Annotated in this window: 27 protein-coding genes; 7 read left to right on the top strand and 20 right to left on the bottom strand. The window is 68.5% G+C overall.

The features are described from left to right. Window positions 1-65: 65 nt before the first annotated feature. The 11 genes from A949_RS0106455 to A949_RS0106405 all read right to left on the bottom strand — a co-directional run bounded on the left by A949_RS0106455 (window position 66) and on the right by A949_RS0106405 (window position 7,317). The gene (locus tag A949_RS0106455) at window positions 66-1,328 is read right to left on the bottom strand and encodes a site-specific integrase (RefSeq protein WP_051019400.1); all 1,263 of its coding nucleotides are present in this window, start codon (window positions 1,326-1,328) and stop codon (window positions 66-68) included. Then, complete coding sequence (locus A949_RS0106450) at window positions 1,325-1,552, bottom strand: excisionase family DNA-binding protein (RefSeq protein ID WP_019355183.1); 228 nt, start codon at window positions 1,550-1,552, stop codon at window positions 1,325-1,327. The genes A949_RS0106455 and A949_RS0106450 overlap by 4 nt, the downstream gene beginning before the upstream one ends. Continuing rightward, entirely contained in the window at window positions 1,549-2,889 is a 1,341-nt protein-coding gene (locus A949_RS32685) for a replication initiator (protein WP_019355182.1), read from the bottom strand. Before A949_RS32685 ends, A949_RS0106450 begins: the two co-directional genes overlap by 4 nt. A 122-nt stretch (window positions 2,890-3,011) precedes the next feature. Then, complete coding sequence (locus tag A949_RS0106440; protein ID WP_019355181.1) at window positions 3,012-3,293, bottom strand: hypothetical protein; 282 nt, start codon at window positions 3,291-3,293, stop codon at window positions 3,012-3,014. A 14-nt stretch (window positions 3,294-3,307) separates the two neighbouring features. Continuing rightward, on the bottom strand, window positions 3,308-3,502 hold the full coding sequence (locus A949_RS0106435) for a hypothetical protein (RefSeq protein WP_019355180.1): 195 nt from the start codon (window positions 3,500-3,502) through the stop codon (window positions 3,308-3,310). Window positions 3,503-3,516: 14 nt separating this feature from the next. After that, entirely contained in the window at window positions 3,517-3,708 is a 192-nt protein-coding gene (locus A949_RS0106430; protein WP_019355179.1) for a mobile element transfer protein, read from the bottom strand. Next, window positions 3,708-3,896, bottom strand: coding sequence for a hypothetical protein (locus A949_RS0106425; RefSeq protein WP_019355178.1), 189 nt, complete (start codon window positions 3,894-3,896; stop codon window positions 3,708-3,710). The genes A949_RS0106430 and A949_RS0106425 overlap by 1 nt, the downstream gene beginning before the upstream one ends. A gap of 19 nt (window positions 3,897-3,915) precedes the next feature. Beyond that, window positions 3,916-4,539, bottom strand: a complete 624-nt coding sequence (locus A949_RS0106420) for a DUF2637 domain-containing protein (protein WP_019355177.1) — start codon at window positions 4,537-4,539, stop codon at window positions 3,916-3,918. A gap of 89 nt (window positions 4,540-4,628) precedes the next feature. Next, window positions 4,629-5,975 carry an FtsK/SpoIIIE domain-containing protein gene (locus A949_RS0106415; protein WP_026004391.1) on the bottom strand — a complete coding sequence of 449 codons (1,347 nt, stop codon included), beginning with the start codon at window positions 5,973-5,975 and terminating at the stop codon, window positions 4,629-4,631. 2 nt (window positions 5,976-5,977) lie between these two features. After that, entirely contained in the window at window positions 5,978-6,328 is a 351-nt protein-coding gene (locus A949_RS0106410) for an SCO3933 family regulatory protein (protein WP_019355175.1), read from the bottom strand. 200 nt (window positions 6,329-6,528) lie between these two features. Further along, window positions 6,529-7,317 carry a GntR family transcriptional regulator gene (locus A949_RS0106405; protein ID WP_019355174.1) on the bottom strand — a complete coding sequence of 263 codons (789 nt, stop codon included), beginning with the start codon at window positions 7,315-7,317 and terminating at the stop codon, window positions 6,529-6,531. A 114-nt stretch (window positions 7,318-7,431) separates the two neighbouring features. Between A949_RS0106405 and A949_RS0106400 the strand changes: the two genes are divergently transcribed. Genes A949_RS0106400 through A949_RS36215 form a run of 3 tightly spaced genes read left to right on the top strand, consistent with a single transcriptional unit; the run spans window position 7,432 to window position 8,690 of the window. Beyond that, window positions 7,432-7,839, top strand: coding sequence for an NUDIX hydrolase (locus tag A949_RS0106400; protein ID WP_019355173.1), 408 nt, complete (start codon window positions 7,432-7,434; stop codon window positions 7,837-7,839). A gap of 45 nt (window positions 7,840-7,884) precedes the next feature. Next, window positions 7,885-8,358: an ATP-binding protein gene (locus A949_RS0106395; RefSeq protein WP_037705944.1), complete on the top strand. Its 474-nt coding sequence runs from the start codon at window positions 7,885-7,887 to the stop codon at window positions 8,356-8,358. After that, window positions 8,355-8,690: a hypothetical protein gene (locus tag A949_RS36215; RefSeq protein WP_078565351.1), complete on the top strand. Its 336-nt coding sequence runs from the start codon at window positions 8,355-8,357 to the stop codon at window positions 8,688-8,690. Before A949_RS0106395 ends, A949_RS36215 begins: the two co-directional genes overlap by 4 nt. Before the next feature lie 33 nt (window positions 8,691-8,723). On the opposite strand, the gene A949_RS0106390 is transcribed toward A949_RS36215, so the two are convergent. Continuing rightward, window positions 8,724-10,529 (bottom strand): IS481 family transposase, encoded by a 1,806-nt coding sequence (locus A949_RS0106390; protein ID WP_443332986.1) that lies wholly within the window; start codon window positions 10,527-10,529, stop codon window positions 8,724-8,726. Window positions 10,530-11,059: 530 nt separating this feature from the next. Between A949_RS0106390 and A949_RS38010 the strand changes: the two genes are divergently transcribed. Beyond that, complete coding sequence (locus A949_RS38010; RefSeq protein ID WP_158687558.1) at window positions 11,060-13,402, top strand: hypothetical protein; 2,343 nt, start codon at window positions 11,060-11,062, stop codon at window positions 13,400-13,402. 1,877 nt (window positions 13,403-15,279) lie between these two features. Here the strand turns inward: A949_RS38010 and A949_RS0106380 are convergent. Beyond that, the gene (locus tag A949_RS0106380) at window positions 15,280-15,870 is read right to left on the bottom strand and encodes a Uma2 family endonuclease (protein WP_019355169.1); all 591 of its coding nucleotides are present in this window, start codon (window positions 15,868-15,870) and stop codon (window positions 15,280-15,282) included. 73 nt (window positions 15,871-15,943) lie between these two features. Continuing rightward, window positions 15,944-16,897, bottom strand: a complete 954-nt coding sequence (locus tag A949_RS0106375) for a hypothetical protein (protein ID WP_019355168.1) — start codon at window positions 16,895-16,897, stop codon at window positions 15,944-15,946. A 442-nt stretch (window positions 16,898-17,339) separates the two neighbouring features. Here A949_RS0106375 and A949_RS0106370 point away from each other — a divergent pair, with 442 nt between their 5' ends. Beyond that, the gene (locus tag A949_RS0106370; protein ID WP_019355167.1) at window positions 17,340-17,750 is read left to right on the top strand and encodes a hypothetical protein; all 411 of its coding nucleotides are present in this window, start codon (window positions 17,340-17,342) and stop codon (window positions 17,748-17,750) included. A gap of 45 nt (window positions 17,751-17,795) precedes the next feature. Here the strand turns inward: A949_RS0106370 and A949_RS0106365 are convergent, their stop codons facing one another. Continuing rightward, entirely contained in the window at window positions 17,796-18,401 is a 606-nt protein-coding gene (locus A949_RS0106365) for a DUF1062 domain-containing protein (RefSeq protein WP_192817123.1), read from the bottom strand. A gap of 248 nt (window positions 18,402-18,649) precedes the next feature. Beyond that, window positions 18,650-18,856, bottom strand: coding sequence for a hypothetical protein (locus A949_RS0106360; RefSeq protein ID WP_019355165.1), 207 nt, complete (start codon window positions 18,854-18,856; stop codon window positions 18,650-18,652). 420 nt (window positions 18,857-19,276) lie between these two features. On the opposite strand from A949_RS0106360, the gene A949_RS38900 reads away from it, so the two are divergent. Together A949_RS38900 and A949_RS38895 are read left to right on the top strand one after the other, a co-directional pair. Further along, window positions 19,277-19,696, top strand: a complete 420-nt coding sequence (locus A949_RS38900) for a hypothetical protein (protein ID WP_026004390.1) — start codon at window positions 19,277-19,279, stop codon at window positions 19,694-19,696. A gap of 5 nt (window positions 19,697-19,701) precedes the next feature. Next, on the top strand, window positions 19,702-20,274 hold the full coding sequence (locus tag A949_RS38895; RefSeq protein WP_237735759.1) for a hypothetical protein: 573 nt from the start codon (window positions 19,702-19,704) through the stop codon (window positions 20,272-20,274). A 7-nt stretch (window positions 20,275-20,281) separates the two neighbouring features. On the opposite strand, the gene A949_RS0106345 is transcribed toward A949_RS38895, so the two are convergent. The 4 genes from A949_RS0106345 to mltG form a co-directional block, all read right to left on the bottom strand. Then, the gene (locus tag A949_RS0106345; protein WP_026004388.1) at window positions 20,282-20,797 is read right to left on the bottom strand and encodes a hypothetical protein; all 516 of its coding nucleotides are present in this window, start codon (window positions 20,795-20,797) and stop codon (window positions 20,282-20,284) included. A 453-nt stretch (window positions 20,798-21,250) separates the two neighbouring features. Continuing rightward, entirely contained in the window at window positions 21,251-21,448 is a 198-nt protein-coding gene (locus tag A949_RS0106340) for a hypothetical protein (RefSeq protein ID WP_019355163.1), read from the bottom strand. 459 nt (window positions 21,449-21,907) lie between these two features. Beyond that, window positions 21,908-24,091 (bottom strand): TerD family protein, encoded by a 2,184-nt coding sequence (locus A949_RS0106335; protein ID WP_019355162.1) that lies wholly within the window; start codon window positions 24,089-24,091, stop codon window positions 21,908-21,910. A gap of 255 nt (window positions 24,092-24,346) precedes the next feature. Continuing rightward, window positions 24,347-25,144: an endolytic transglycosylase MltG gene (gene mltG, locus A949_RS0106330; RefSeq protein ID WP_027761534.1), complete on the bottom strand. Its 798-nt coding sequence runs from the start codon at window positions 25,142-25,144 to the stop codon at window positions 24,347-24,349. Window positions 25,145-25,312 lie beyond the last annotated feature (168 nt).

The following is a 25,312-nucleotide window of genomic DNA, read 5'->3' as shown; positions in this document are numbered from 1 at the left end:
ATGCGGGGCCTCTTCCGTGCCGTACAGCAGCGAAGTACAGCAACCGGGGTGATCGTTACGGGCCGCTACGAGTCCTCGTCGGACTCCTCGGGGTCGTCCGGCGGGCTCTGGCCGAAGCCGCGGGAGAGCCGTTGCAGTGCTTCGCGGATCTCCTCGTCACTGGCCTCCGAGTACACGTCGAAGGTCATCGTGAACTTGGAGTGCCGCAAGATCCGCTGCGCCACCTTGGGGTGCACCTTCATCGCGACGAGCAGCGAACCGGTGGTGTGCCGGGTGTTCCGGAGCGGGATCGCGCGGACGCCGGCTTGGCGGATGCGGACGGCGAAGGCCCGGGTGAGGTTCCCGGGCTCGATCGGCGTCCCGTAACGGGTGGTGAAGATCAGCCCATGCACGTCCTGCCAGAGCTCTCCGGCCGCTTCCCGGTCCTCCTGTTGCTGCTGGCGACGCTGCCGCAGCGCTGCAAGGCAGAGTTCCGGCAGGGGAAGGAAGTCCTCCGAGTCCTCCGTCTTCGTCTCCCGGTGCAGGACCTCACGGCCCGCACGCTGGAGCTGGTGATCGATGTACAGCTCTCCGGCGTCAAAGTCGATGGACTCCCACGTGAGGCCGAGGATCTCACCGCGCCGGAGCCCGAGGGTGAGCGCCAGGACCCAGGCCGCGTACAGCGGATCGTCGGACGTAACGGCGTGCTCCAGGAAGCGGCTGGCTTCACCGACGGACCATGCCTTGACCTTCCGGCGCCGGGGCTTGGGGACGCGTACGAGCTTGGCGACGTTGCGCGGGATCTCCTCCTCGACCACGGCCTGACTCAGAGCCGCGCGGAGGGTGTCCCGGGCGATCTGGACGACCCGCCCGCTCGGGTACTGCTCGCAGCACTCGCCAATGGCGCAGCAGCGTTGCCGCTCGGGACGGCGCTTGGCGTCCTTGCGCTGGGCGCAGCACTGGCAGGTGTCGGCGAGCTTCGTCAGCCACTCGCGCACGTCGCGAACCGTCAGCTTGTCGAGCCGCTTGGAGCCGAGGCGGGGCACGATGTAGAGGCGAGCGGCACCCTCGTACGCGACGTACGTGAGGGGCGCCAGGTTGGGCTTCACGACCGAGGTCAGCCAGTAGTCGAGGAAGGTGGCCACGGTGCGGTGCTGGGTGGCCACCGGGCCCTTCTTGGCCTCGTTGTGGAGCTTCAGCCACTTCTCGTGGACTTCCGGGCGGGTCTTGCCGTAGACGTACTTGCGCTTGCGTTTGCCGTCCGGGGTGGTGACCCAGACGTACGCGGCGAAGCCGCCGTTGCGGTAGGGGTAGATGGAGCCTTCGCCGTTGCCCCGCTTGCCACTCATGCGGACCACCTCTCGGCGCCGATTCCTTCGGCTTCCGCCGCGCAGCGCTCGATGTACTCGTCCACCCAGGTCGGGAGGATGCGGCGGTTGCGGCCGATCTTGACCGAGCGGATTTCCCCGGTGAGGACGAGCATTTTTGTCTTGGAGAGGCTGAAGCCGAGCATGGCGGCAACTTCGGCCGTGGTGTGCCACTTGGGCGTGATGGTGGTCGTGGTCGCCGTCATCGGGCGGCGTCTCCTTCCGGGGTGGGGGTGGTGGCGTTGTCGGCAAGAGATGCGGACAGCCACTGTTCGGTGGGGGTGAGGCCGGTTCCGGCGTAGGTCCAGTGGGCGAGGACGAGCGTTGTTTCCTCGCTGTCCACCGGTTGTGGATCGTCGCCGCGTGCGATGGCGGCTTGGAGGCGTTGCCATTGGGCGCGGGCGGTGCGGAGGGCTCCGAGGGTGGTGGAGTAGCGGCGGGTTTTGGTGGAGAAGTGGCCGCGGAAGCCGAGCATGTGTGCCCAGGCGCGGAGGCGGAGGTGTGCGAGGTCTTTGCGGGCGCCGAGGGCCCAGGCGGTGCGGATGAGGCGTTCGGCATGCTGCGGGAGGTTGAGGGTGGCCAGTTCGGCGATGAAGCGCAGGCGGCGGTCGAGCGTGCCGGTGGCTGTCTCGGCGCCCTTGGTGGCGTACTTGGCGATGTAGGCCGCAACCGCGCGGTCGGTGAGCGCTTGGCCGCCGGCGAGGTCGGGGCCGTGGATGGTGCGGATGTCGAGCTGGCGGCCGAAGGCAAACGTGTGCGGGCGACCATCGAGGACGGGGCCGGGCACGACTGCACGGGATGCTGCGGCACGGATGGCGTCGCCCAGCAGTTCGGCGGATGCCCAGTGCGGGGGCCGAGTCTCCCCACCGGCCGGGCCGTCAAGGCGGATGACGGCATGGAAGTGCACGGCGCCGCGCTTCTGGTACTCGGCGACCTTCGCGAACGAGACGCGAGCGCGTTCCGGGAGCTCCCGTTGGGTGAGGCCCGCGCGGCGTGCGATCTCGCGACGGAGGTGGATGGTGAAGCGGCGCCAGAGTGCTCCCGCGTGGGCGTTCCAGAGCACTGCGGATTCGTAGTCGTACCGTTCCGGGTCCAGCGGCGTGCCCAGCTTCGGATCGTCGGAAGCGTGGCGCCGGCCGCAGCGGCAGGGGCGGGGACCGGGCCGGTTGTGAACGGGGCCGAAGCTCGGTGCGGTGAACGTGGCGAAGACGCGCGGGTGTGTCGTCACGGTCTCGGGGGTGCCTTTGCCGCCGCGTAGTCCGGCGGTGATGAGGTGGAAGGTGTCGCGGCGGTAGGTCTCGGCGCAGGCCGGGCAGCGGGTGGTGCGGCGGTTGCCGCAGCGGACCAGGAGGTCACCGGCGGGCAGGTCGGCGGAGTCGAGGCGTCGCAGGGCCGGGCCGATTTCGCCGGTGGTGGTGTCTACCTGGTGTTCGGTGCGGTGGCCGGCCAGGCGGATGGGGTGGGTGCAGCCGCCCAGGCTGGAGAGCTGGCGGAGGATACCGGGCAGGGAGCCGGTTGCGGCGAGGTTTGCCAGGTCCGTCACCGGGGGCGGGGTGGGACGGGTGATGATGGCTGTACTCCTTCTCAGACTTTTCGGGTTGGGAAGGGGCTTGGGCTTCCGGGGCGGCGGATGCTTGGCGGCTTCTGGGCCGCCCCGGGAGCCGTTCAGCGGCGGCGGTGCTGGGCGCCCAGCAGCGAGCGCAGGACCAGCGCAGCCACCGCGACGGACACGGCCGTGACGACGACGGCGGCCAGGAGCGCGACGACGGCCACGCAGCCGACGATCACGGCCGCGACGGCTCCCGAACCGACCGAGGGAAACGCGCGCTGTGGCGGCGTGGCGAGGGGTGCGGGGTGCTGGCAGCCGCAGGCCGGTACGTGTACCTGCTGGGCGGTCGTGGGCAGGTTTGGGGTGGGTGTCTCGGGGAGTTGGGGGCGCAGGAACATCGGTTGCTCTCCTGTCAGTCGTGGTTGCCGTTGACGGTTTCGACTCCGGTGCGGGTGCCGTTGTCGATGGCGGGGGCGAGGAAGGTGTCGGCGAGGTAGAAGCCGAACAGGGCGATCACGACGACGAGCCAGACGCGGACGCCGAGGAACTTCACGGCGCCCCAGACCAGCAGGCCGAGCACGACGACCAGGGGCAGGTTCACGGACACGGGAAGCGCTCCTTTCAGCGGACGGGGCAGCGGTGGGTGCGTGCGGCCAGCTCGGCGGCGGCACGGGAGTCGTAGTCGGCGGAGAAGCCGCAGCGCGGGGCGGTGCAGGCGGCGGTGTGCTTCTCCCGTCCACGGCCGTCGTTGGCGGTGCCGACCTGTACGGGGCCGATGCGGGTCACGGAGCGGAAGCGGCGGTTGAGCGGCATCAGCAGTCCTTCAGTCGCAGGGATGCGGGGCTGGGGAAGTGGCTCAGGATGCGGTCGGCTTCGTCGGGGTCGTCGGTGCGGGTGGCGGCTTCTTCTGCCAGCAGGCGGGCCAGGGTGGGGCGGCCGGTGTGGGCCATCTCGTGGGCCGCGTCGAGGTAGTCGAAGCTGTCGGGCAGGTGTCCGGGCATGGAGGTTCCTCCGGTTCGGTCAGGTGAGGTGGGCGGCGATCTGCTCGGCGAGCGGTGCGGGGACGCCGAGGCGAGCGCGGAGGGTCGGGGTATCGATGGGGGCGCCGGTGCGCTCCTGATGAGCGGTGGCGATCTTGCGCGCGTGCTCGACCAGAGCGGCCGGAACGGACGTGGCGGACGGCACCGGGAGCTCCGGTGCAGTCGGTGCGGAGGGGTCGGGTACTGGCTCTGCGATCTCGGGGCCGGTCGACTGCTCGGCGGTCGGCTCGGCCGAGGGCGCGTTCGCGGTGTGGGCGAGGAGGGTGCCGCCGAGGAAGGCCAGGGCCGGCCACCCGGCGACGAGGATGCGCAGCCAGTCGGGAACGTCGCCCAGGTCGAGGAGTCCGGCGGTGGCGATGTTGGCGCCGAGGGAGGCGGTGAGGGCGACGAGGAACCAGCACCAGCCCGCAGCCCGGTCACGTCCGGAGCGCAGCCGACGCCAGGCAGCCACCAACAGCAGGTCGACCGACACCGGGTAGGCCCAGGCTTTCCAGCCGTCCTGTCCGGCGGCCGAGGCCAGGTCATGCAGGTGGGCGAAGGACAGCGCGGCAGCGATGACCGCTTGCACGAGCACGGCGTCAACCCGTGCGAGGTGGGCGCGCATGGATGGCACCTCCTTTCTGTTTTCGGCATGGGAGGGGTAGGGACTTGGCGCGAGATGGACGCGCCGGCCGAATCGGAGGGAGCGGAAAATCAGGCGGTGGCGGGCCGGGGCTTGGTCAGCGAGGCAGGCTGGAACGGCTTGAGTGCGGGCAGGTCCGGCACCAGGTGCGCGGTGCGCTCACAGCGAGCGGCAGCGTCGGCCAGGGACAGGTACGGGGTGCGGATGCGGGACCAGCCGCCGGAGGTGTCACCCACGACCGCGAGGCCGGGGCGTTCGGGGGCGATGGTGCAGGCGGCGCCGACCGCTTCGGGGGCGATGTCCCCGAGAGCCATCTTGGCCGAGGGTTCGTCGTTGACGCGGTGGCAGACGCGGCCGGAGAGCTGGGCGCGGAGCATGGTGGCGCCTTTGCCCAGCTCGGCCCCGAACCGCTGCCCGCACACCTCTAGGTAGATCCCGGCGGCACGGCCGAGCTGGGCGAGGCGGATGAGCTGGGTGACCATCTCGTCCCGCCTCTCCTCGTCCTTGCGGGAGGCGACGAGGAACAGTTCGGCGACCTCGTCGACGAACAGCACGATCGGTACGGGGCGTTCGCTCTCGGGCAGGCCCCACACGTCCGAGGTGATCTCCTCATCCGGCGTGGACGGGGCGATCCCCTGCCGGGCCCGGATCAGGTCGTAGCGGTCCTCCATCTCCCGGACGAGGACGGGCAGCAGCTCGGCAGCCTCAGCCGGGTCGGTCGCCAGCGCCGAGAGCCGAGGAGCGAACGGCGCCAGCTCAACCCCCCGCTTGCAGTCGATGCCGGCCAACGCGACCCGCTGTTCAGCGAGCCCGGTGATCAGGTGCCGCAGGTACATGGACTTGCCCGACAGCGTGGCGCCGAGCACCAGTTCATGCGGGATGGCGCGGTAGTCGCGGACGAAGGCGGTTGCGTCCTCCCGCAGTGCCACCGGCACCCGCAGGAATCCGCCGCCCGCCTTGCGCGGCATCCGTACTCGTCGCAGGACGTCGAAGCCGACCAGCCGCAACTCGACCACACCGGGCTTGACCGGCTCCACATACACGCCATGCACACCCCACGCATGCCGCAACCGCTCCGCCGACGCGGCCACGTCGGCAGGCTCCTGCCCCGGAGCGAGCCGCAGACGTATTCGCAGGCCGGTCGAGGTCGGCCGCAGCATCCCCCGACGAGGAGGAACCGGCCGCACCTCACGACGAGTGGCAGCCCGAACGGCGAGCGCCCGAAGGCGGGAGGGCGGCACGGTCAGCCCGCACGAGTCCATGACCGACCCGTAGGAGCCCACCAGGCGGAGGGCCGAAGCAGGCATGCCCATGGCCGACCAGTACGCGGCAGGGTGCCGGGCCCGGAGGTAGGCGGCACCGGCACCGAGCCCGGCCACGGGTCCGCCTATCTCCATCAAGGTCATCAGCTCGGACACGGTCAGGCCCCCATGCCCGCCGGAACGGCACCCGGGGCGACAGCGGCGGCGCGGTAGGCGATGCCGTGGCGCTGCTGCCCGTTGAACACCGACTCCCACGGCCGAGCCACCAGACCCGGCAGGGAAACCGGCGCCCCCAGCGCCAGCCCCTCGGAAATGCCGCTCTCGGGAACGGTCACGTGGATCAGCGAGGACTCGCCCTCATCGATGTAGACGACGCCGACCTTCATCAGCGTCTCGCCGCTCACCGCGTCCTTCGCGACTTCCCCGGTCTGCCGGTCCCGCACCTTGGGCGCGGGCGCTTCGGTCAAGAGGATGGTTGCGGAAGTGGTCTCAACTCGGATGGTGCGCAAGGTCGTTTCTCCTTGTCCGTACGCCGGAGCAACATGAGCTAGTCGTCTAGACAAGCTCACGGATGGTTCGCCCGGACGTGCTTGTCGGGATGCGGATACTCTGCCACACGCCTTGCCCACTCGTCTATACGAGTATGCCTCTCGGTGTGTACGAGTCCGCGAGAAACGACCCAGCGCCGTCATCATGGGCCCGACATGCCCTAGTTAGCAGGGAGTTGGTAGGCGAGGACGTAGGCGTCGGCGGCCATGACGGTGTCGCAGACCTCGACCGCGCGCCCCTCGGCGTCGTAGGCGGTGCGGATCAGGCTGATCACGGGGACGCCGGAGGAAAGGCGGAGCATCTTGACCTCGGCCGGAGAGGGCATCCGGGCGCGGACCTCTTCGTCGAAGTGGTCCAGGCGGTGCCCCAGCTCTTCCAGCCGGGCGTAGATGCCGCCGGGTCCGGGGTTGGGTTCGGCGATCTGCGTGCCGCGCGCCAGGTCCAGGGGCAGGTAGGAGACGGCGAACTCGACGGGCCGTCCGTCGAGGAGGTAGCGGCGCCGCCGGGCGAGGACCTTGCGGGGCGAGCCCAGGCGCGCGGAAATGTCCGGTGCCGGCTTCTCCTCCCGTACCTCCAGGCTGTCGACCTCGGGTTTGCTTCCCGCGGCTTCCGCTTCGACGGTGAAGGCCGACTTGCCCTGATCACGATGCCGACGTGCGAACCGGTCCGAGGCCAGACGCCGGACCGGGGGCCGTGGTCGCACGAAGACGCCTTTACCGTGCTCGGAGGAGACCAGACCCTCGCTCTGAAGGATCGAGAGCGCGTTGCGCACGGTCATCCGGGAGACCCCGAAGTGCTCGACCAGCTCCGCCTCGGACGGCAGCTTGGCGCCCTCCTTGAAGCGCCCCTTGTCGATGGCCTCCCGGACCTGGTCGGCGATCTGCCGGAAGACGGCGCGATCACTGGTCGGGTCGAGCGCCCCGAGAACGCCGGAGGACAGTGCAGCCATAACGGGTACTCCTTTGGATATCTAGACGAGCTACTGAGTTCTGTTGCTACGGTGGAGAAGCCTAGCCATCTGAGGGGACCGAGGAACGTGAGCACGGTAGAGCGCCCCCACTCCGTGAGCGTCGCAGGGGTCATCGTTGACGACGCAGACCGAGCGCTGCTCATCCAGCGCCGCGACAACGGCCAGTGGGAGCCACCCGGCGGCATCCTGGAACCCGGAGAGACCGTCCCCGACGCGCTCCAGCGCGAGGTCCTCGAAGAGACCGGCATGAAGATCGCCCTCCCGGCGACCCTCACAGGTATCTACAAGAACATGAGCGGCCTGATCGTCTCCATGGTCTTCCGCTGCGAAGCGGTCGACGGCTCCCCGACCACCGGGGAGGAGACCTACGCACTTCGCTGGGCCACCCGCGAAGAAGTCACCCAGCTCGCCGACGAGGCATACGCGGTCCGCGTCCTGGACGCACTCGACGGGGCATCCCCGCCAGCCATCCGGGCCCACGACGGCGTGCGACTCGTCTAGCACACACCCACTACCCATAGCGGCCACCAGCACGAAGGAACTTGTATGCACGAGTATATGAGTACAGGGCGGATCTGGGAACTCACCTGCCCAGGACTCCCCGAAGAGGTCGGCCGAGTCCGCCGCTGGACCCGCGACGTCCTGCACGACAGCCCCCACGCGGACGACGCCGCACTGATCGTCAGCGAGCTGGGCTCCAACGCACTCGTCCACTCGGCCAGCGGCAGCCCCAACGGGAGCTTCCACGTCTCCCTGCACCGATCCCCCGGCACGGTCGTCCTGGCGGTCACCGACACCGGCGGAGCCGCAACGAAGCCCCACGTCGAGACCCCGGACCAGGACGACACCCACGGCCGCGGCCTGAGACTGGTCGCAGCACTGGCCAACCGCGTGCGCGTCAGCGGAGACGACTACGGCCGGACGGTCACCGTCGAGATCAGCGACCAGCACCAGGCGCCGGCCAGGCCCTCAGCCCGAGGGGTCCGCGTAGGTCTGCCCGCCCCGAGGTCGATGGCATGAGCGAGCAACCGCATGCGCCTCAGCAGGTCTACTACTGCGAGTGCTACGTCAACGGACGCCGCATCGGCACCTACGACGCCTACAGCCCACGCGAAGCCCTGCGATGGATGCGCATCAGCCTCATGATGATCGCAACCACCCTGGACGAAGCCCCCTACAGACGCGCCCGCACATGGCTCGACCACGGCCAACCAACAGCAGCCCACGACCTCGAACAGGGCAGACCGCACACCCTCACGCTCAAGCAGCGCAGCACCCAGGCCACTTGGACAGTCAACCCGATAGCGAGCCCACCAGCACCCGAAGCGTGTCGAGTCTCAGGTGATGTTTGACGTTCTGGTCTCAGTTGATGCTTGACAGTGGGCCTAGACAACATCGGAAACCTTGTGGGGCTTGTTCGCTTTGACGTTGCGGATCGGGAGGCTGTTGGTCCGCTGGATGACCTGGACCTGACCGTCCAGTTCCACGGTGATCGTCGATTCCGCCACGTGCATGATCACGGTCTGCCCCGCGTAGGTTCGGCCGAGGGAGACGACCTGCCGGCAGACCATGACCGTGCCCACCGCGCTGACCCGCCGCTGCACGCGCACTGGCTCCGTCCTGGGCCCGGGCGGCGGGCCCGCGGGCCGCAGACCGTGCAACCGCTGCACCTCATCGCTGGTGAGCGGGTTGGGCCGCACCCGCAGCAGTTCCCGCGAGGACGGGTCGAAGAACGAGAGCGTGGCCGTCTCGATGCGAACACTCACCCGGCGCCCGCCGAGGATCTCCGCCGCCAGCACCTGACGCCCGCCCAGGCCCACCAGCCCGTGGTTGTTGACCGTCCGGTCCACCTCGAACGCGGCGGCATCCCCGGCCGGCAGCGGCGACGGCCCCGCCGCACGCCCGCCCCGGGCCGCCAGCCGGGCCAGGTCGGCCACCGACAGGTGCGACCGCGCCGACTTGATCCGGGCCCCGGCTATCAGCAGGTGGATCACCTGCGTGTCGGCCCAGAACGTCACCGTCAGCCCCGACCGGGCCGGGCCCAGCCAGAACTGCTTGCCCGCGACCTGCAGATTCCCACTCGCAGGCACCACCCGCTCGAACTCCACCGGCCCGCCCTGCCCAACCGGCACTGCGGCCGGGACATCCCCCGACCCAGCAGCCGCACCGGTCACAGCATCGCTCGGATCCGGCTGCGCACAAGCCGTCCGCTGCTGCGGCACCAGCGCGAGCACTCCGGGCACCCTCAGGCCCAGCACGTCCCGCTCTGGCTCAGGAACCGGGGCGAACCGGTCGGCCGGAGACTGCATTGCAAGCGACTGATGCGGCCGCGAGGAGTTGTATTCCTCCACCCACGCATCCAACGCCGCCTGAGCCGCCCCGACGCTCTCGAACGGATGGCAGTCATCGAGGTGTTCACGCCGCAGCGTCTGATGGAACCGCTCGACCTTGCCCGTCGTGGTCGGCGACGCAGGCCGCGTCAGCCGGTGCGCGACCCCGTTCTCCCGGCAGATCCGGTCGAACAACACCTCACCGCCCTGCCCGAACCGGCCGGTGAACTGCTTGCCGTTGTCGGTCAGCACCTCTTGCGGCACCCCGAACCTGCGCAAGGCCCCCACGATCGCCGCACACACCGCCCGCCCGGTCGCCCGCTCGACCACCGACGCGATCACGCAGTACCGGGAATGATCATCCACACCGGTCACGATCTTCGCCTCGGACAACTCACCCGTGACCGGGTTGACCAGCATGACCCCGCCCACGATGTCCATCTGCCACAACTGCATCGCACGCTCCCGCTGCCAGCGCTTGTAATCCGACCGCTTCCGCCGCCGCACCCCCGGCTCCACAAGCCCATGCCTGACCAAAACCCGATACACCGTCATCCGCGAGGGCACCGGCGCCACCACCCCGGACCGCTCCAGAACATGAGCGATCCGCCGCGGACCCCAACCAGGATGCTTGCGCCGCAACTCACACACCGCCGCCTCCACCTCGGCAGAAACCTGATGCGGACACGACGCCGGCCTACGTGACCGGTCCACCAACCCGGCCAGACCCGACGCCTCATACCTCGACTTCCAGCCGCTGACCGTCTGCCGCGACACCCCCAGCGACGCGGCGACCTCCGTCACCGTCGCACCCGCCAGCACCGCCAGGACAGCCCGATACCTCTGCTCGACAACCGACAACTCCACCAGCGCCAATCCCGGCCTCCCCACACGCACCGCAACGACGCGCACAGCAAAACCGAACACGGCCACCGTCAGCCATCAGCTGGGACCGAAGTGTCAAGCATCTACCGGGACCGGACACCAGCACCCGAAGCGCGTGCGTAACAACTTTCTCTACGACTTCAAGGCGGCTCGCTCCGCTCACCGCGCGCGGCCCGGCCCCCGGCCGGGCCTGCGCTCCTGTCTCCGCCCCGCTCCAGCCCGGCCGGCGCCCGTGCCGCGCGCACAGCAATCAGCCGCTTGCCGTAGAAGGGGTACGTCGTGATTCAGGTGGTCGGCTCCCTACTTTTACTGAGCGGCTTTGGCGCGGAGTCAAATCCGTCCCACAGATCTCGTGGACCAGCGCACTGATGTCCGCAGTCCCTGCACGAACGGCGCCCTTCAGGGTTAATCTACGGCTGGGGAACGGAGGACCTTGCATGCCGTACACGGTTCGTGAACTCAGGTCGATGCATCCAGCCACGGATGAACGCATTAAACTACTCCGATTGATCGCCATCCAGGAATTCATGGCCGATTCCATCTTGCCTGCGCGGTACCGCGTTCCGGCTAAGCTGATCGACCCAATTGCACTTACGCCTCACGGGGAAGAGGTCTGTCGCCACGTTATGCGAGCGAGGAGTTTTAAGTGGGCAGAGGTTAGATTGGCGTGCTTCTTGAAATTCGCCCATCACGAGCTACTCGTCGACCATGAAGCGACAGACCTTACAGGTCTAACTGCCGCACTTAATGAGGAAATTGAGGCCGAGAAAATCCTGCACCCTTTCATATGGGGGCGCGATCTTTACGACAAAGCCTTTGAAATATTCAAGCATGAGCCAGTATCACTTGACGAAGGCCAAACCTCACTCCTGCTGGCAGGGACCCCAAGGGGTGTATTCCAATCCTACGATCTGGTGACGGGGCCGTTGGGGATTTTAACGAGCCGAGGCGTTCGAGGGCTGCCCCCACTGATCCACGTACCGCTCTATCATTGCGAGAAGAGGAGTTGCCGAACTGTTCACCGAACCTACCTTGAAACTACGGATAGTCAGATCCACAAGACGCGAGCGCGCCTAAGAGAAGTTCTTGATAAAGAATTCGGACAACCGTCTCAATTCCCTGATTTCTTCATGGAAATAGACAACGAGTTCAGCGACTTCTATGGGGATCAAAAGACTGTTGCTGAAGTTCCCCTACTTGGCGAGTGCTTCACTGAGGACGAACTGGATACTTTTATCTTCGTAGCACTCCGGGGTAAGGACTCCCCCCTGCGCGCCGCCCTAGCTAGTAACGGTTTTTCAGCCGGAGACCCGCAAGACTTCGTCGACGAGCTCGATAAAGCGGCAAAGATCCAGTGCCTTCTACTCATGAATAGCACAGAACTTTCCTCGTGCATGGATGAAGCGATTCATGCGAAGGTAGTCAAAATACCGGAGCATGAAGTTAGACGCCCTAAAATTCTGGATATTTCTACAGGGTATTACAATCTCTCAGCCGAGTGCTCGCGCTATGGCGTCAGGAGTATTCCAGATGACACTTCGCTAGCAATAGTACGACTCCAGCGTCTCATATCTTCGATTTACGACCCGTCCGATACCACTTCACAGAAGGATCTCAGCTGGCGCCTCCGCCGCGTTGAGGGAAGATCGACAGAAGAAAAACTCGACCGGTTTATTAGGAATGAGGAGCCGGTCGAAGTGCTCCGCCATCTGATTCTCGTTGGTCCGGGGCCGGCCACAATGGCCGCCAGGAAGTGCGGTGTTCCCGACAGTCTGGAACTGGAACTTCTCGAAGATACAGAAATTCTGAACCTACTTCTTTGGAAGCTCGGGTTCGACGTCAAGAGCGCAGATGAGGCATTTGGTCCATTGCGCAAGAACCAGGAAGTTTTTGCGCAAGCGGTAGCTGGCGTAGCTGCTTACAGTGAGGCGGAGAAGTACGAGATAAAGCGGGAGTCTTCGCCGCTGTTTTCTTCAATCGAGAGCGCCCTCGATGCAACTCTGTCCTTCAGCGCCTGGGCTCTCACGTTTGATCACTGGTCGGCCAAATCCAGGTTCGTTTACCGCCACAGTGAGGCCAGAGAGCAGATGGCGAAAATACTCAACAGCTCCTCAGCGCGACGAGGATCCGCTGCAAACGAAGCGATAATTTACGATGCACAAGGAAAACACACACTGGCGCCCTTGATCTCTGGATTCTCCCGCCTCGAAAAATTCCTCTCCTCCGCATTGGGCGAAGCTGACCAATACAGGAGACAGGAATCCGACATGCCTTCATATGGTGTGGCGGCCGAATTGACTCCTTTCGCATTCTCTCACACGCTGCCATTCTTGGATTTGGGAGCCGACTCTCAACATTACCTTCTCCGTTTGCTCAACGAAATCACAAAGCTTCTGGAGTCTGGACGGGTCGCGAATGTTAGGAACCAACTCCAGTACTCGCGGGACGACTTCCCAAATAAAGAAGATCTAACGAATTTCCTCGATTCAATTGGCAAGTTCATTGACATCACCGAACAGTCAGGATTGTGCCCCATTATATTCCGGCCAGCGGGACACTTCCGCGACTCCGCGGGGCGAGCCTCCTATTATTTCAGAGACTATCGTGACCGGGAGTACATAGCCCAGCGGCCATCAGGTATTGGAAGTCCTGGCATGCCCGGTCTCGTACGGGACCAGTTGATCATCCCCGCAGCTCGCCTCAAAGAATCTGCTGAGGTGTTGAGATTCTCGATCGGAACCCGTTCTACCTACGAAGACCTTTGGGCCGATTGGCCCAAATACCGAGCATCTGCAGATGTTTCGAGTGGACTAATGCGCCCAACCGACGAAACGGCACAAGCTAGCTAATGGACACGCGGGTGACGGGGGCGCAAGGGGCCGTACTGCTGATCTTGACGATGGGTCCGTTTCGCGGGCACGTTGAAGATTCCGCTGTTTCGAATGATTCGAGGGCGCAACCTAGCAGTGAGGATCTGAGGTCGGTGGGGCACAGGGAAGCAGGTGCACGTTTGGTCAGCCGATGCACCTCCCCCACGTCACCCGTCGAAACTCAGACTTCTAGGACAAGCTTCCATTGGGCCCTTCGAGGCAATCACGTGTCCTGCCACTCACATACCAAGCCCTTACCGATTGCCGGGACTCGCTGCGAGAACCTCCAGGGGTTCAACGCCAACCTCTCGCAGGTCAACGCAGCTACTACCACCAACGCATCCAAGCTTCTGAGCGGTCGCGCACCGTCGTGACGGACCGACCATCACGGCTTCCTCTGGTCGACGACACAAGCCGACAGCGTGGCTGAGCCCGGTGGCCGGTGCGCGGGCATACGCGCGCCTGGTCGTTCGGCGATCCCGCCGTCGTGGCGGGCTTTCTCCGGCTGAGGCCACCGCGAGGAGGCCGTTGCGGTACAAGCAACCCTCGCCCCCACAGGCACACCGCACCAGGCGCAGACGCCCCGCCACAGGCCCCAGCCGGCTTCACCCCCCATCCCGCCCGTGGTTCGGGACAAAGAGGCCGGCAACGGCGCAGGGCTGCACCACAGCGCACCAGAACGGGCGGTGAACCGCGGTCAATGCCGGTCATCGTGTATGCAACAGCAACAGTCAGCGGACGCCGTTCACCCAGGTCAGCCAGCCAACGGGGTGCAGCCGCCCGTGATTCCCAAGCTCATGTCCCAGACTATGAGTGTCATGGCCACAGGGGGTCGTGTCGGTGCCAGATGAGGTCCCGGCTTCCATGGGGGAGTTCGGCTATGCCCCACTCTGCTCGCATCACCCCTCGTTCCATCGAGCAGGCGTAGGGCAGGAGGACGAGTCCCTTTACGCCGGGGTGCTTCAGTAGTTCCGGGATGGTTCTGGACTCCTGGGGTTCGTCTAACCCCAAGTCGAGTTCTTGTTGCATGGGCGTGGGGCCATATTCCCGGATCAACTCCGCACGAAGCCCATAAGAGCTGCGGAGGCGAGCGGTCGTCACAGGCCTGTCCCGCTTGGAGTAGCACAATGGGTAGAGCAAGTGGCCCTTCACGAGCATGACGTCACGGCCGCGCAGGCGCAGCGGTTCTCCATAGGGGGCGAGTCCCTCGGCTAGAACCTCGTACTGCGACGCGTACAAGCCATTGCCATAAGCCTCAAGCGTCTGGGTGCGAATCGCCTCGTGACAGTCTCGCGCGCGGTCATGAGCGCTTACCAGGCAGGCTGGGATGATGTCCGCCAGTTTGCACGCGAGTGCACCGAAGGTGTCGTTCGCCCACTGGCTCATTGAGCCCATGCGCTGTCCCCCTCCCTGGCGGCGCGCCGGCCAGCCCCCAACTGAAACCGTGCGATGGGGCGAGGTGCCCTGGAAGAGCGCATCGAGGGCGCGGACGGTGCACAGCAGGGAGCACGGGCCAACAGGCGGTAGGGATGGGGTTGCTGTACAGCAGCGAGGTACAGCAACCCCAGTAACCGCCGATGCCGTTCAGCCCGCTCTCCGCTCCCGGGAACGGCTCCTATGGCCGTCTCTGACCGATCTCTGTAGAGCTTGTAAATAGAAGGTCGTCGGTTCGAATCCGACAGGCGGCTCCAGCCCAGAGGTCCGCAGACCAGCTCCGCGAGCTTTCGTTGATCTTGCTTACTGGTCCGATCAACACGGAGCCACTTGCAGGTGCTTGTCGTCGTCAGCGGCGCCACGAGCATCGCGTCTGGCGATGCGGGCGGCGGACCGGCACACCGGTCCGCCGCCGGCCCAGGTCAGGGGGCGTAGCGGGGGAGTCCGTCCGTGGAGATGGTCCATTCGCCGATCGTGACCGCCTCCCCGTAGAGGAAGTCTTTGCGGGTGGCGTAGCGGAAACCCGCGGGGGTGGTGTGGATGTCGGAGAAGACCGCGCCTTCACCGGTTCGGGGATCGAAGACCACATAGACCGGGATACCGAGCAGCGGATAGTCCCGCATCTTGCTCGTCCAGTCGTTGTCCGGGTTGGAGCGCGAGACGACCTCGATGGCGGCCAGGACGGAACGGGGGTCGAAGGCGCCCTCCACTTCCATGTCGGCCTCGGCGATCACCATGACGTCCGGGTGCCGCAGTACGCCCTCTGCCACGTCCTCGACGTCCGGGGTACCCGTGTGTGCCAGTAGTTCGTTCGGCATCACTTGCTCCAGCCGACGGCTGATGCGGGCTGCTGTCAGCTCGTGCGGCCCTCCTGGCGCCATCATGTCGTGGACGATGCCTTCCTTCGTGATCTCCAGCTTGCCGGGCACCCCGTCGCTCATGCGGCGCACGGTGTCGCGCATCGCCTGGTACTGGAAGGAGTCGTGATCAGTGTGGTGCGGGGTGATCGTCACGGCGTTCGCTCCTCTCTGCGGTAACCGGAGACCAGGCCCTTCACTTTAGCGGCGCCGCCCGTGGCGGGGCCCGCTATGACGCTCCGCTGCGGCAGTCCCGGCATCGGCCCGGGCGAGGGGCGCGGAAGGGGAGCTCGCATTCCGGGCACTCCTGGAACGGGTCCGGGCGGCGGTCCGGGGGCGGGGCCTCGGGCAGCGGCGCCGGGAGCTGGACGGTGAGGCGGTGGGAGATGAGGGCGGCCGGACGGCGGAGCGGCCCGGCGGGGAGGTGCGCCGTGAGGGTGCGGCGCACGGCCTCCGGTCCGGTGCCGCGCTCCAACCAGGCGCCGACGGCGGGGGTGAGGCGGGCCACGTCCCGCTCGGAGAGCAGCAGACGGTCGTCGTCCCGGCGGAGCCCGGCGAGAAGCGCGGCCGCGGTGCCTTGCCGTACGGGGTCGGGGGTGCGCGGCTCCGGGAGGGGTGGTTTCGGTGCCGGGAGAGGAGTGGTCGTGGGTGGCTGGGGTGGTGTGGGCGGTGGTGCTGGCGTCGCCTGGGGTGGTGTGGGGGGCGGCGGGGGCACGGTCCGGGCGGCGGCCGCGGGCCGGGGTTCCTCCGTTACGCGGGGTGCGGCGTGGGGGCGGCGCTGGGGCGCCCCTGGGTTGTCGTACGACACGGTGTGCGTGACGATCCGCCCGCCGGGTGCGCGCCGCGCGGTCCGCGTCAGATAGCCGTACGTCTCCAGCTCCCGCAGCGCGGCCGCGATACGGGCTTCGCCCTCGGGGAAGCGTGCGGTGAGCGACTTGATGTCGACGCGGGTGCCGTCCGGCACGGACTGGATGTGCACCGCGAGCCCGATCGCCAGGAGCGACAGTTCGCGGTGCTGGGCGAGATGGTTGCCGACGACGGTGAAGCGCTCGCGGTGCCGGTACTTGATGTGGACGACGCCGGGCCGGGCCGGGGCCGGTGCGGCCTTGGCGGCGGTGCAACGTCGATACGGGCGAGAGGGCGGGCGCGCGGGCGCAGCCGCGTTAAGCTGCTGAACAGCCATGGGGAAGGTCTCTTCTTCCTCGGTGGTCAGGCCCTCGATCGGGATTGCAGTCCCGGCCGGGGGCCGTTGTATGTGTGCGGTCGTCGTGCGGTCGTCGTGCGGTTGACGTGCGGATTCTCGTGCGGTCGCCGTTTCGACGTCGTACGGATGGAGCGGGTGCTCGACTGGAGCCTATTCCAGCGAACGGGCGGGAAAGCGAGCCGAGTTCACTTCCTTCACTCTCGTGGGTTACGGGAGGTTGGTGGGCTTGGCACGGTGCTTCGCTGGTTCTTTACGTCTGTGATGTCGCGGAGCACCGGGACGCGGCGAGCGGCGACCCGGTTGACGGCGGTCCGGTTGACGGCGATCCGGCGGACGGCTACCCGGAGGACGTGGGACCGGTGCGGGGGAACGGCCGATTCGTTCAAGAAGGAGGCGTGGGCGGAGCGCTACCGTCGTTCCCATGAGCAGCGAAGTCACCGCATCACGCCATGTGAGCGTCTATGTCGATCGGCCTCTCGGCGAGGTCTATGCCTATGCGTCGAACCCGGTGAATCTGCCCGTGTGGGCTCACGGGCTGGGGGATTCCATCGAGCAGGGGGACGAGGGGTGGGTCGCGGAGTCGTCGCCGATGGGGCGGGTGGTGGTCGCCTTCGCGCCGCGCAATGAGTTGGGCGTGCTGGATCACGATGTGACGTTGCCTTCGGGAGAGACCGTCTACAACCCGGTGCGCGTGATCGCCCATGGTGCCGGGAGCGAGGTGGTGTTCACGTTGCGTCGGCGGCCGGGGATGAGTGATGCCGACTTCGAGCGGGACGCGGACACCGTCGCCGCCGATCTCGCGCGGCTCAAGTCGATCGTGGAGTCGGGGTAGGTCCGGCCCGCCGCGGTGGGCCGGACCTACCCGGTGGGGTCCGGTTCAGCGTTTGAACGTGAAGGTGAAGTCGGCGGAGAGCTTGCCGCTCAGGCGGACTGTCGAGACGAGGTTCCCCTCGCCGAGCAGCCTCTTCACCTCGGCCCGTGAGAGGCCGAAGCCGTCAGCGATCAGGCGCACCGGGCGGACGGGTATCCGCGCCGCGAAGCGGACCGCGACTTCGAGCGTCTCGCCGTCCGGCAGGGCCGCCGCCTCGTCTGCCGGTGCCCTCTCTCCCGGCACGTCCCCGGTGTCCGGCGGCGTCGGCCCGGCGGGCTCCAGCCGCCAGGCGTCGTGCCAGTCGAGGGCGATGCGGTTGCGGCGCCGTACGGCCGGGTCCTGGAGCAGTTCGGCTGCCAGGCCGGGGTCGTTGCCGTGGAGGCGGTCCAGCAGTCCGGGGCGGATGGAACGGACGTTGGTCCGCTCCAGGACGGTGAGCTTGGTGGTCTCCCCGCAGCCGGTGCACAGGGCGAGGAGCCAGGCGTCGAGGAGCTTGTGGTTCGCGTTGACGCGGAATTTGCCGGTCGTCCGGAAGCGCTCAGCGGCGCAGACATGACAACGGCGGAGGATTTCGGGCAGGCAGGTGGGAACGACCACCCAGGTCGTTTGCACAGCAGTACACCGGTTTCAGTGAGAAGTCCGCAGCGGAAAGCAGCACGGCGCACAGGCGCGGCGTGCGACAGATCAGCACTCGGGAGGTCTCACTTGGTGTACAAGGGCGCGTCCTCGGTGAGGCGACAAAGGCGGTAGCACGGTAGCGGTACCCGGGGTCTCGCTCCATCGCTTTTCCGGGGGAGGCCGCCCGCCCGCACCTCGGATGTCGGGCAACCCCGGTTCGGCTTCCGCCTGTTGCTATCGCGTCACCGGCGGCCTTCGTGGCGCCGCATCAGTTGGTTGCCGCCGCGCCAGCCGACGACGGCCGCACCGGCTGCCAGGGGCCAGGACACCACGTCCGGAGCGCCGAACAGGGCGGACAGCAACGTCCCTACGACGCAGAACGCCGTGAGGGCGCCGCCTGCGCGGAGTGCCCAGTGAAGCCGCTCCCGCAGGAAGTTGCTCTCGTCCATGTCGCCCCCCGGCGGTGTGCATGCGGACCGTCGGCGGCGCCCGGCCCGGGTTCCCGGCCCCGGACGTTGCCGTTGTGTGCGACGCCGTACCCGTCGCGGGCGGGTTCATCCACGTTCGGCAGCGGCAGCTTCGCGCATGCGCGGAGTCCCCGCGTGCGAGGGGCGTCGCGGCGGCGCGTTGTCGCCCGTCGGGTGCGCGGGTTCCGTGCTGCGGGTGCCGGCCGGGTGTGCGGGGTCAGCCGGTGGTTCGGGGTGCGGTCGGCGGGGTGTGGGGGAGGAGCGCGTCGGCGAAGGCGCGGAGTCCCCGGGGGGTAGGTGTCGCGTGCGGCCAGTTCTGGCCACCGGTCGCCGATGGCGGCGAGGCGGGGTACCTGGGTGGCGTCGAGATCGCTGAAGGAGGCGCCGCGGGGGGTGGGGTGTGTGTCCTCGGCCGGCCGGTACGGCCGCAAGCGGGTCCTGCTGCTCGGGCTGTGCCTGTTCGGCCTCGCCTCGCTGGCCGGGGGTCTCGCCCAGGCGCCCGGTCATCTCGTCGCCGCCCGGGCCGCGCAGGGCGTCGGGGCCGCCGCGCTGGCGACGGCGGGCACGACGCTGCTGGTGTTCGGCATCGTCCGGACCGACCGGTACGCCTGGGGCTCACCGGTCACCCTGGCGACGCTGGCGGCGTTCCTCCACGTCGAGCGGACCACGGCGCGCGAACCGCTGGTCCGGCTGGGTCTGTTCGCCAACCGATCGGTCGTGGGTGCGAACGCCTACAACCTGCTGGTGGGTGCGGCGATGGCGGCGTCCTTCGACTTCGTCTCCCTCCACCTCCAGCGGGTCCTCGGGAAGGTCCGGCGCTGACCGGGGTGATGTTCCTGCCCTTCGCCCTCGCGGTGATCGCCGGGTCGGTGCTCGCCATCGCCCTCGGCTACCGCTTCGCGCCCCGCACCCTGCTGGTCGCCGGCGGGACGCTGACCGCGGCCGGGTTCGCCTGGTTCGGCCTGATCAGCGCCGACGGGGGCTTCGCCACCGATGTCCTGGGGCCGTCGGTCGTCGCCGGTGCCGGCTTCGGACTCTGCCTGGGGCCCGTCGTCTCCACCGCCACCGCGGGGGTGGCCGCGCATGAGGTCGGTACCGCGTCCGGCCTGCTCAACAGTTCCCGGCAGATCGGTGCCTCCCTCGGACTGGCCGTACTGGGCACCGCCGCCCAGCACCGCACCGGCGAGGCCGTCACCCCCGAGGCGCTCGATGCGGGGTACGCGCTCGGCCTGCGCCTCGGCGCGGTGCTGTTGGCCGCCGCGGTCGTCGTCGCGCTTCTCGTCCTGCGCCGGTCCGGCCCGCCCGCCTGCGCCGAGCCGGGTGAGCGGGCCGAGCCGGGTGAGCCGGCCGAGCCGGGTGAACCGGCCGACGACGGTGCTGCCGTGTCCGTGACGGACTGAGCGGACGTCAGTTGTACGTCCAGCGCCAGGAGCCCGAGCGGGAGGCGCACTTGATGGTCCGGCCGCTCGCGGTGGAGGTGGTGGCGCCGTGGTCGCTGTTGCGGCAGAACTGGCCCGCCGAGTAGCAGTTCCCCGCGCTGGAGACGATCGAGCAGGTGCCCGAGCTGTCCTGGCCGCCGGTGTCACCGCTGCTGCCGCCGCTTCCGGCGTCGCCGTCGTCGGCCGCCTTCGCAGCTGCGCTCCTGGTGACGGTCACCGTGGGGCGGGGTTTGGCCTTGGCCTTGACGGTCTCGGTGACCGTGGGCGCGGGCTCGGGCGTCGCCGTCCGGGTCGCGGTGACGGTCGTCGCGGGCTTCGCCTCGTCACCGGCCGGCTGCTGCCCGTCCTCGCCGGTGGCGCCGATGCCCACGCCCACGACGAAGAGGGCCACGCCTCCGACCCATACGAGCACCCGCTTGCGGAGCGGACGGGTGTCGGGCGGGCGGGGAGCCGGAGGTATGGGAGCGGTGTACGGATTGGTCATCTCGTCCCCCACGTGTGTTTCGGGTGGAGTGACCGTAGTGCTCTGCGGTGCACTCTGTGGAGAACTTGAGTGAGAGGTGGCCATTCTGTGACCAGCGCTCCGGCTGGGAGCGGGTCGGCGCGGAGATTTTCGTGCTCGAAGTGGGCGTGCGGGACGTCCTGGGCTTGTGGGGCGTGTGGGAGCCGTGTGGCGCGTGGGATCGGGCGTCCGAGGCCCGTTGTCAGACCTCGGGCCATGGGTGTTTCGGCGCCAGGGGGAGGAGCGTGACGGCTCCTCCCCCTGTGCGGCTGGGCTGCGGGTGCGTTGCGTGTGTGGTGCCCGGCAGCGCCGGAGTGAGGTGCCCGCGGTCTGATGTGGCTCCCCGGCCGGCCCGGATACCGGCCGCAATGGGCCGGCCCGAGGGACGCGTGGTGCGGAGTGGCGTCCCCCGAGGGCGGGATCAGGGGGAGCGGGTCAGGCCGCGGTGATCAGGTGGAGGGTCAGTGCCGGGGGGATCTCCCAGCCGACCGGTGCGTCGTTGCCGCTGCCGGCGCCCCTCTCCTCTTCCTCTTCCTTCTTCTGCAAGGTGTTCAGCAGTTGGGTCGTGGCGGCGAGAAAGGCGCCGAGACCGCCGAAGAACGTGCCGAGGGCTTCCATGAGATCGAGATACATCGCGCTCGCCTTACCGCACACGGGCCGGGCGTGCACTCTGCGATTCACAACGAAAGGAAGACTGCTCCTCGCGCGGAGAAGCTGGAGGATCCGGCCTCTCCAGCAGCTTCTCGCCGGTCACGGTGTACGCCGATCCGCGAGGGGTCTGCGGCGTTCCAGCATGTCTCTCGGTAGGGCACGGAAATCCTCCTCTCGTTCCTCTCCGCAACGTGTATGACGGGCCCTCACCATAGCGGTCCCGTCCCCGTGCGGTACAGGATGTATCTGACCCGGCGCTGTCATTCGGCCACTGCCCGTGCCTCCCGGGGGACAGGCGCGGCACCTCCACCGGAGAGCCGTACGGCGTGCGGGCGGCGGATGCGCGCGGCTTCGGGCGAGGGGCGTGCGGCCGGGTCGGCCGACCGCCTGCGACGGCCTGAATCCATCGGTCCCCGCTGCCCTGCGGGGACCGACAGGGGGTCAGGGCTGGTCGAGATGCACCACCACACTCGTGTAGAAGCGGTGCACCGCGTTGTCGACACTGCGGATGAAACCGGATTCGGCGTTGCCCCGGCTGTTCCCCATGCTCTTGAACAACGACAGCCGGAAACCGGTGATCCGGGTGTCGCCCTTGGGGAGCATGTCCGCCGGCTCCGGCCGCAGCCGCTCCAGCGTCCCCCGCGGGCCGCCCGCCCCGCCTTCCAGCAGCGTTTCCACGTGGAGGTCCGCCGGGGCCTCGGCCAGCCGGCGGAGCAGCCGCTTCGCCCTGCTGAGCGGGTAGCCCTGCTCGGGGGCCGGGATCTCGATGGAGGTGCGCAGCTTCCCCGTGCGCAGATCCGCGTTGAGCGCCAGGATTCCGGGCGCCCCGTCGATCCGGAACTCCGCCTGGAGCAGCCCCTCGCGGCAGAGCCGGTCGGCCAGGCGGTTGCGGCGTGCGGCGGGGTCGGCGCCCCGCTTGGCCCGGTGGACGGGCAGCACCTTCTGCCCGAGTTCGCCGCCGAGGCTGAGGCACAGTTGGCGGACGAGCCGCTCCCAGCTCTCGACCACGTCCAGCGCGCGCGGATCACCCTCGCACAGCGTTTCGTCGTTGATCCCGTTGCGTACGGGCACCCAGGCCGCGCCCATGTTCTGGAAGCCGTGGCAGCCGGAGTTCTCGTGCTGCAGGTAGTGCAGCAACTCCTGGAGCAGCCAGGCGTGCGCCCTGTCCCCGACGCCCTCGTGCCGGATCAGGAGCTGCGCCTGGTAGGTGACTTCGGCCCACGACAGGTGCCGGAGGGCCACGCGGTGCTTGCGTCGTCCGTCGATCTTGACGTCGACGAGCGGGCTGCCTTCCAGCGCGACGTCGTTGGACACCGTGATCACTGCCTCGTAGCCGCGGCGTGCGGCGATGTCCATGTACGCCTGCACCTGGTCGGGCTTGAGGGCGCTTCCGTTGGTCTTGGTCTCGACGAGGGCGGTCCACAGCTTGCCGGCCCGCTCGACGCGGATCACCCCGTCCGGGCGGCGCGGTGTCTCGCCGTGCGGGAGGACCACCTCGGTGTAGGTCTCCATGCGCCCGGCGGGCGCCCCGAACGCGGCCGTGAGTCTCCTGCCGAACTCCGGCACCTGGGCCATCACCGCCAGCAGCACCGAGGTGGCCCGCACCTCGCGGTCCCGGTCGCTCTTGAGCGTCGGGACCGGTACCAGCCGGGACGGCCGCCAGGACTCGTTCTCCGCCAGTGCCTTCCGGTCCGCCCGGGGCAGGGTGACCTTCTTCTTCGCGGTGCGGGGGCGGGGCGCCCGCGGGGGCGGGACGGTGCCGTCGGGCGCGCGCGGAGCCGATACCGGGCCGGGCGTCGTCCCCGGAGCCGGAGCCGGAGCCGGAGCGGGGGGCGAGCCGGGCGTCGTTCCCGGGTCCGGACCGGCGGCCTGCGCGACTCCGTCCCCGGTTCCGGTCTCCTTCCCGGTGCCGGTCCCGGTGCCGGGACCGTTCCTGGCTGCGTTCGCGCTGTTGTGCGGGTCCGGAGCGGTCTGCCCGGCCCGGGCTGTCCTGGCGGTGTCCCGCTCGTCCCGGGACGCCTCCTCGCCGTCCTCGGCTTGAGCGCCGTCCGCGTGGTCAGCGCCGTCCGCGCCATCGGCGTCGTCCTCGATGTCGACGCCGAAGTCCGTCGCCAGTCCGGCCAGTCCGCTGGCGTAGCCCTGGCCGACGGCCCGGAACTTCCACTCCCCGCCGCGCCGGTACAGCTCGCCGAAGATGATCGCGCTGACCGTGTCGGCGTCCTCGACGGCGAAGCGGAGGAGGCGCTCGCCGGTCCCGTCGGCGAGTGTGACCTCGACGTCCGCCAACTCCCCGAAGTCCCGGCCGCCGTAGCGGCTCGCGGCGACGACGATGCGGTCGACCTCCGGCGGGACGGCGGTCAGATCGAAGCCGATGCGGTCCTCGTCGCCGTTCTCCGTCGGTGTCTTGCCCAGAAGCTGCACACTGCCGTCGGCCGCGGCGGGGTTGTTGTAGAAGTAGAAGTCGCCGTCTCCGCGCACCTTGCCGTTCGCGTCCAGCAGCAGGACGGACACGTCCGCGTCGCCGTCCCCGGTCGGGCTGACCCAGCTCAGGCCGACGAGCACCGAGCCGACATGGGGGCTCAGCGAGCTGAGCCCTACGTTCATCCCCTTGGCCATCTCGTGCACAAAAGCCCCCCATCTCCCGTGCGGGGCACACAGTTCTCCCGCACGGCCCACCTGTCGCACTCGCGATGTGACCTACGACACACCGGGAAAATCGTAGTACTCATGTCCGGTGCCTGCGGGGTTCGGCGGGAAATCGGACCCGGCCACTCTCGTAGCCGGGTCCGTTCCGGATCCCGGTCCCGGTCGCGGGCGGGGTCCCGATCTGGGGACTGGTGCTGGTGCCGGGGCCGGTGCCGGTGCCGGGTGGCGTCCGGCTCAGGCGCCGCCGGCCTGTTCGGTGTTGAACTCCTCCACCCACTTCTCGTGCTGCGCGTAGTCGTCCGTGAAGCGGGTGTCGCCCGGTTTCACGGTGACGAAGTAGAGCCAGTCGCCGGAGGCGGGGTGCTGGGCCGCTTCGAGGGCTTCGGGGCCCGGGTTGTTGATGGGGGAGGGGGGCAGGCCCTTGTGGCGGTAGGTGTTGTAGGGAGAGTCGAGACGCGTGTCGGCGTGGCTGGTGTTGAGGGTGGAGCGGCCGAGGGCGTAGTTGATGGTCGAGTCCATCTGCAGCGGCATGTCGCGCTTGAGGCGGTTGGCTATGACGCGGGCGACCTTCGCCATGTCCTCGGGGGTGTCGGCCTCCGCCTGGACCAGGCTGGCGACGACGAGGGTGTCGTAGTCGTCCACGTCCACGCCCGCGGCCGCGTGCCGTTCCTTCGCAGTCTCCGCCATGAAGGTGACCAGCGCGGTCGGTGTCGTCTTGGCGCGCACCGGATAGGTGGCGGGGTAGAGGTACCCCTCGGGGTTGTGCTTCGCCGCGGCGGGGAGGGGGAGTTCGCCCGCGCGGGCGGCGCGCTCGGCGGCCTTCCGCGTCGTGCCCTCGGGTACGGAGAGCGCCTTGTCGGCCGCCGTGTACACCTGGGTGGCGCGCCACCCTTCCGGGACGACGAAGGGTTTCGACGCCCGGTCCTGTTGGTACTGCCGGATCAGCACCACGGCGGCCGCGGTCACGGCCAGGGCGCACAGCAGGGCCACCGCGATGAGCCATCGCTTCCGGTTCCCGGTCCTGGTGGTCATGGGAAGAACGCTAGGCCAGCAGGCCGGGTGGTGGGGCCCGGATACCGGTTATGGGACCAGGACCACTTTCCGCGCGGCTCGCGCGCAGCCGGCCCGGGCGGTGCGGGTGCGCCGCCGAGCGCGCCGACCGCGCGGACCCGCCGACCGCGCCGTGCCGCCGCCGGCGGC

The sequence above is a fragment of the Streptomyces sp. AA1529 genome (genome assembly GCF_000280905.1).
Taxonomy (GTDB): Bacteria; Actinomycetota; Actinomycetes; order Streptomycetales; family Streptomycetaceae; genus Streptomyces.
Note: the sequence above shows the minus strand (reverse complement) of the source record. Positions and strands in the feature narration are given on the sequence as shown.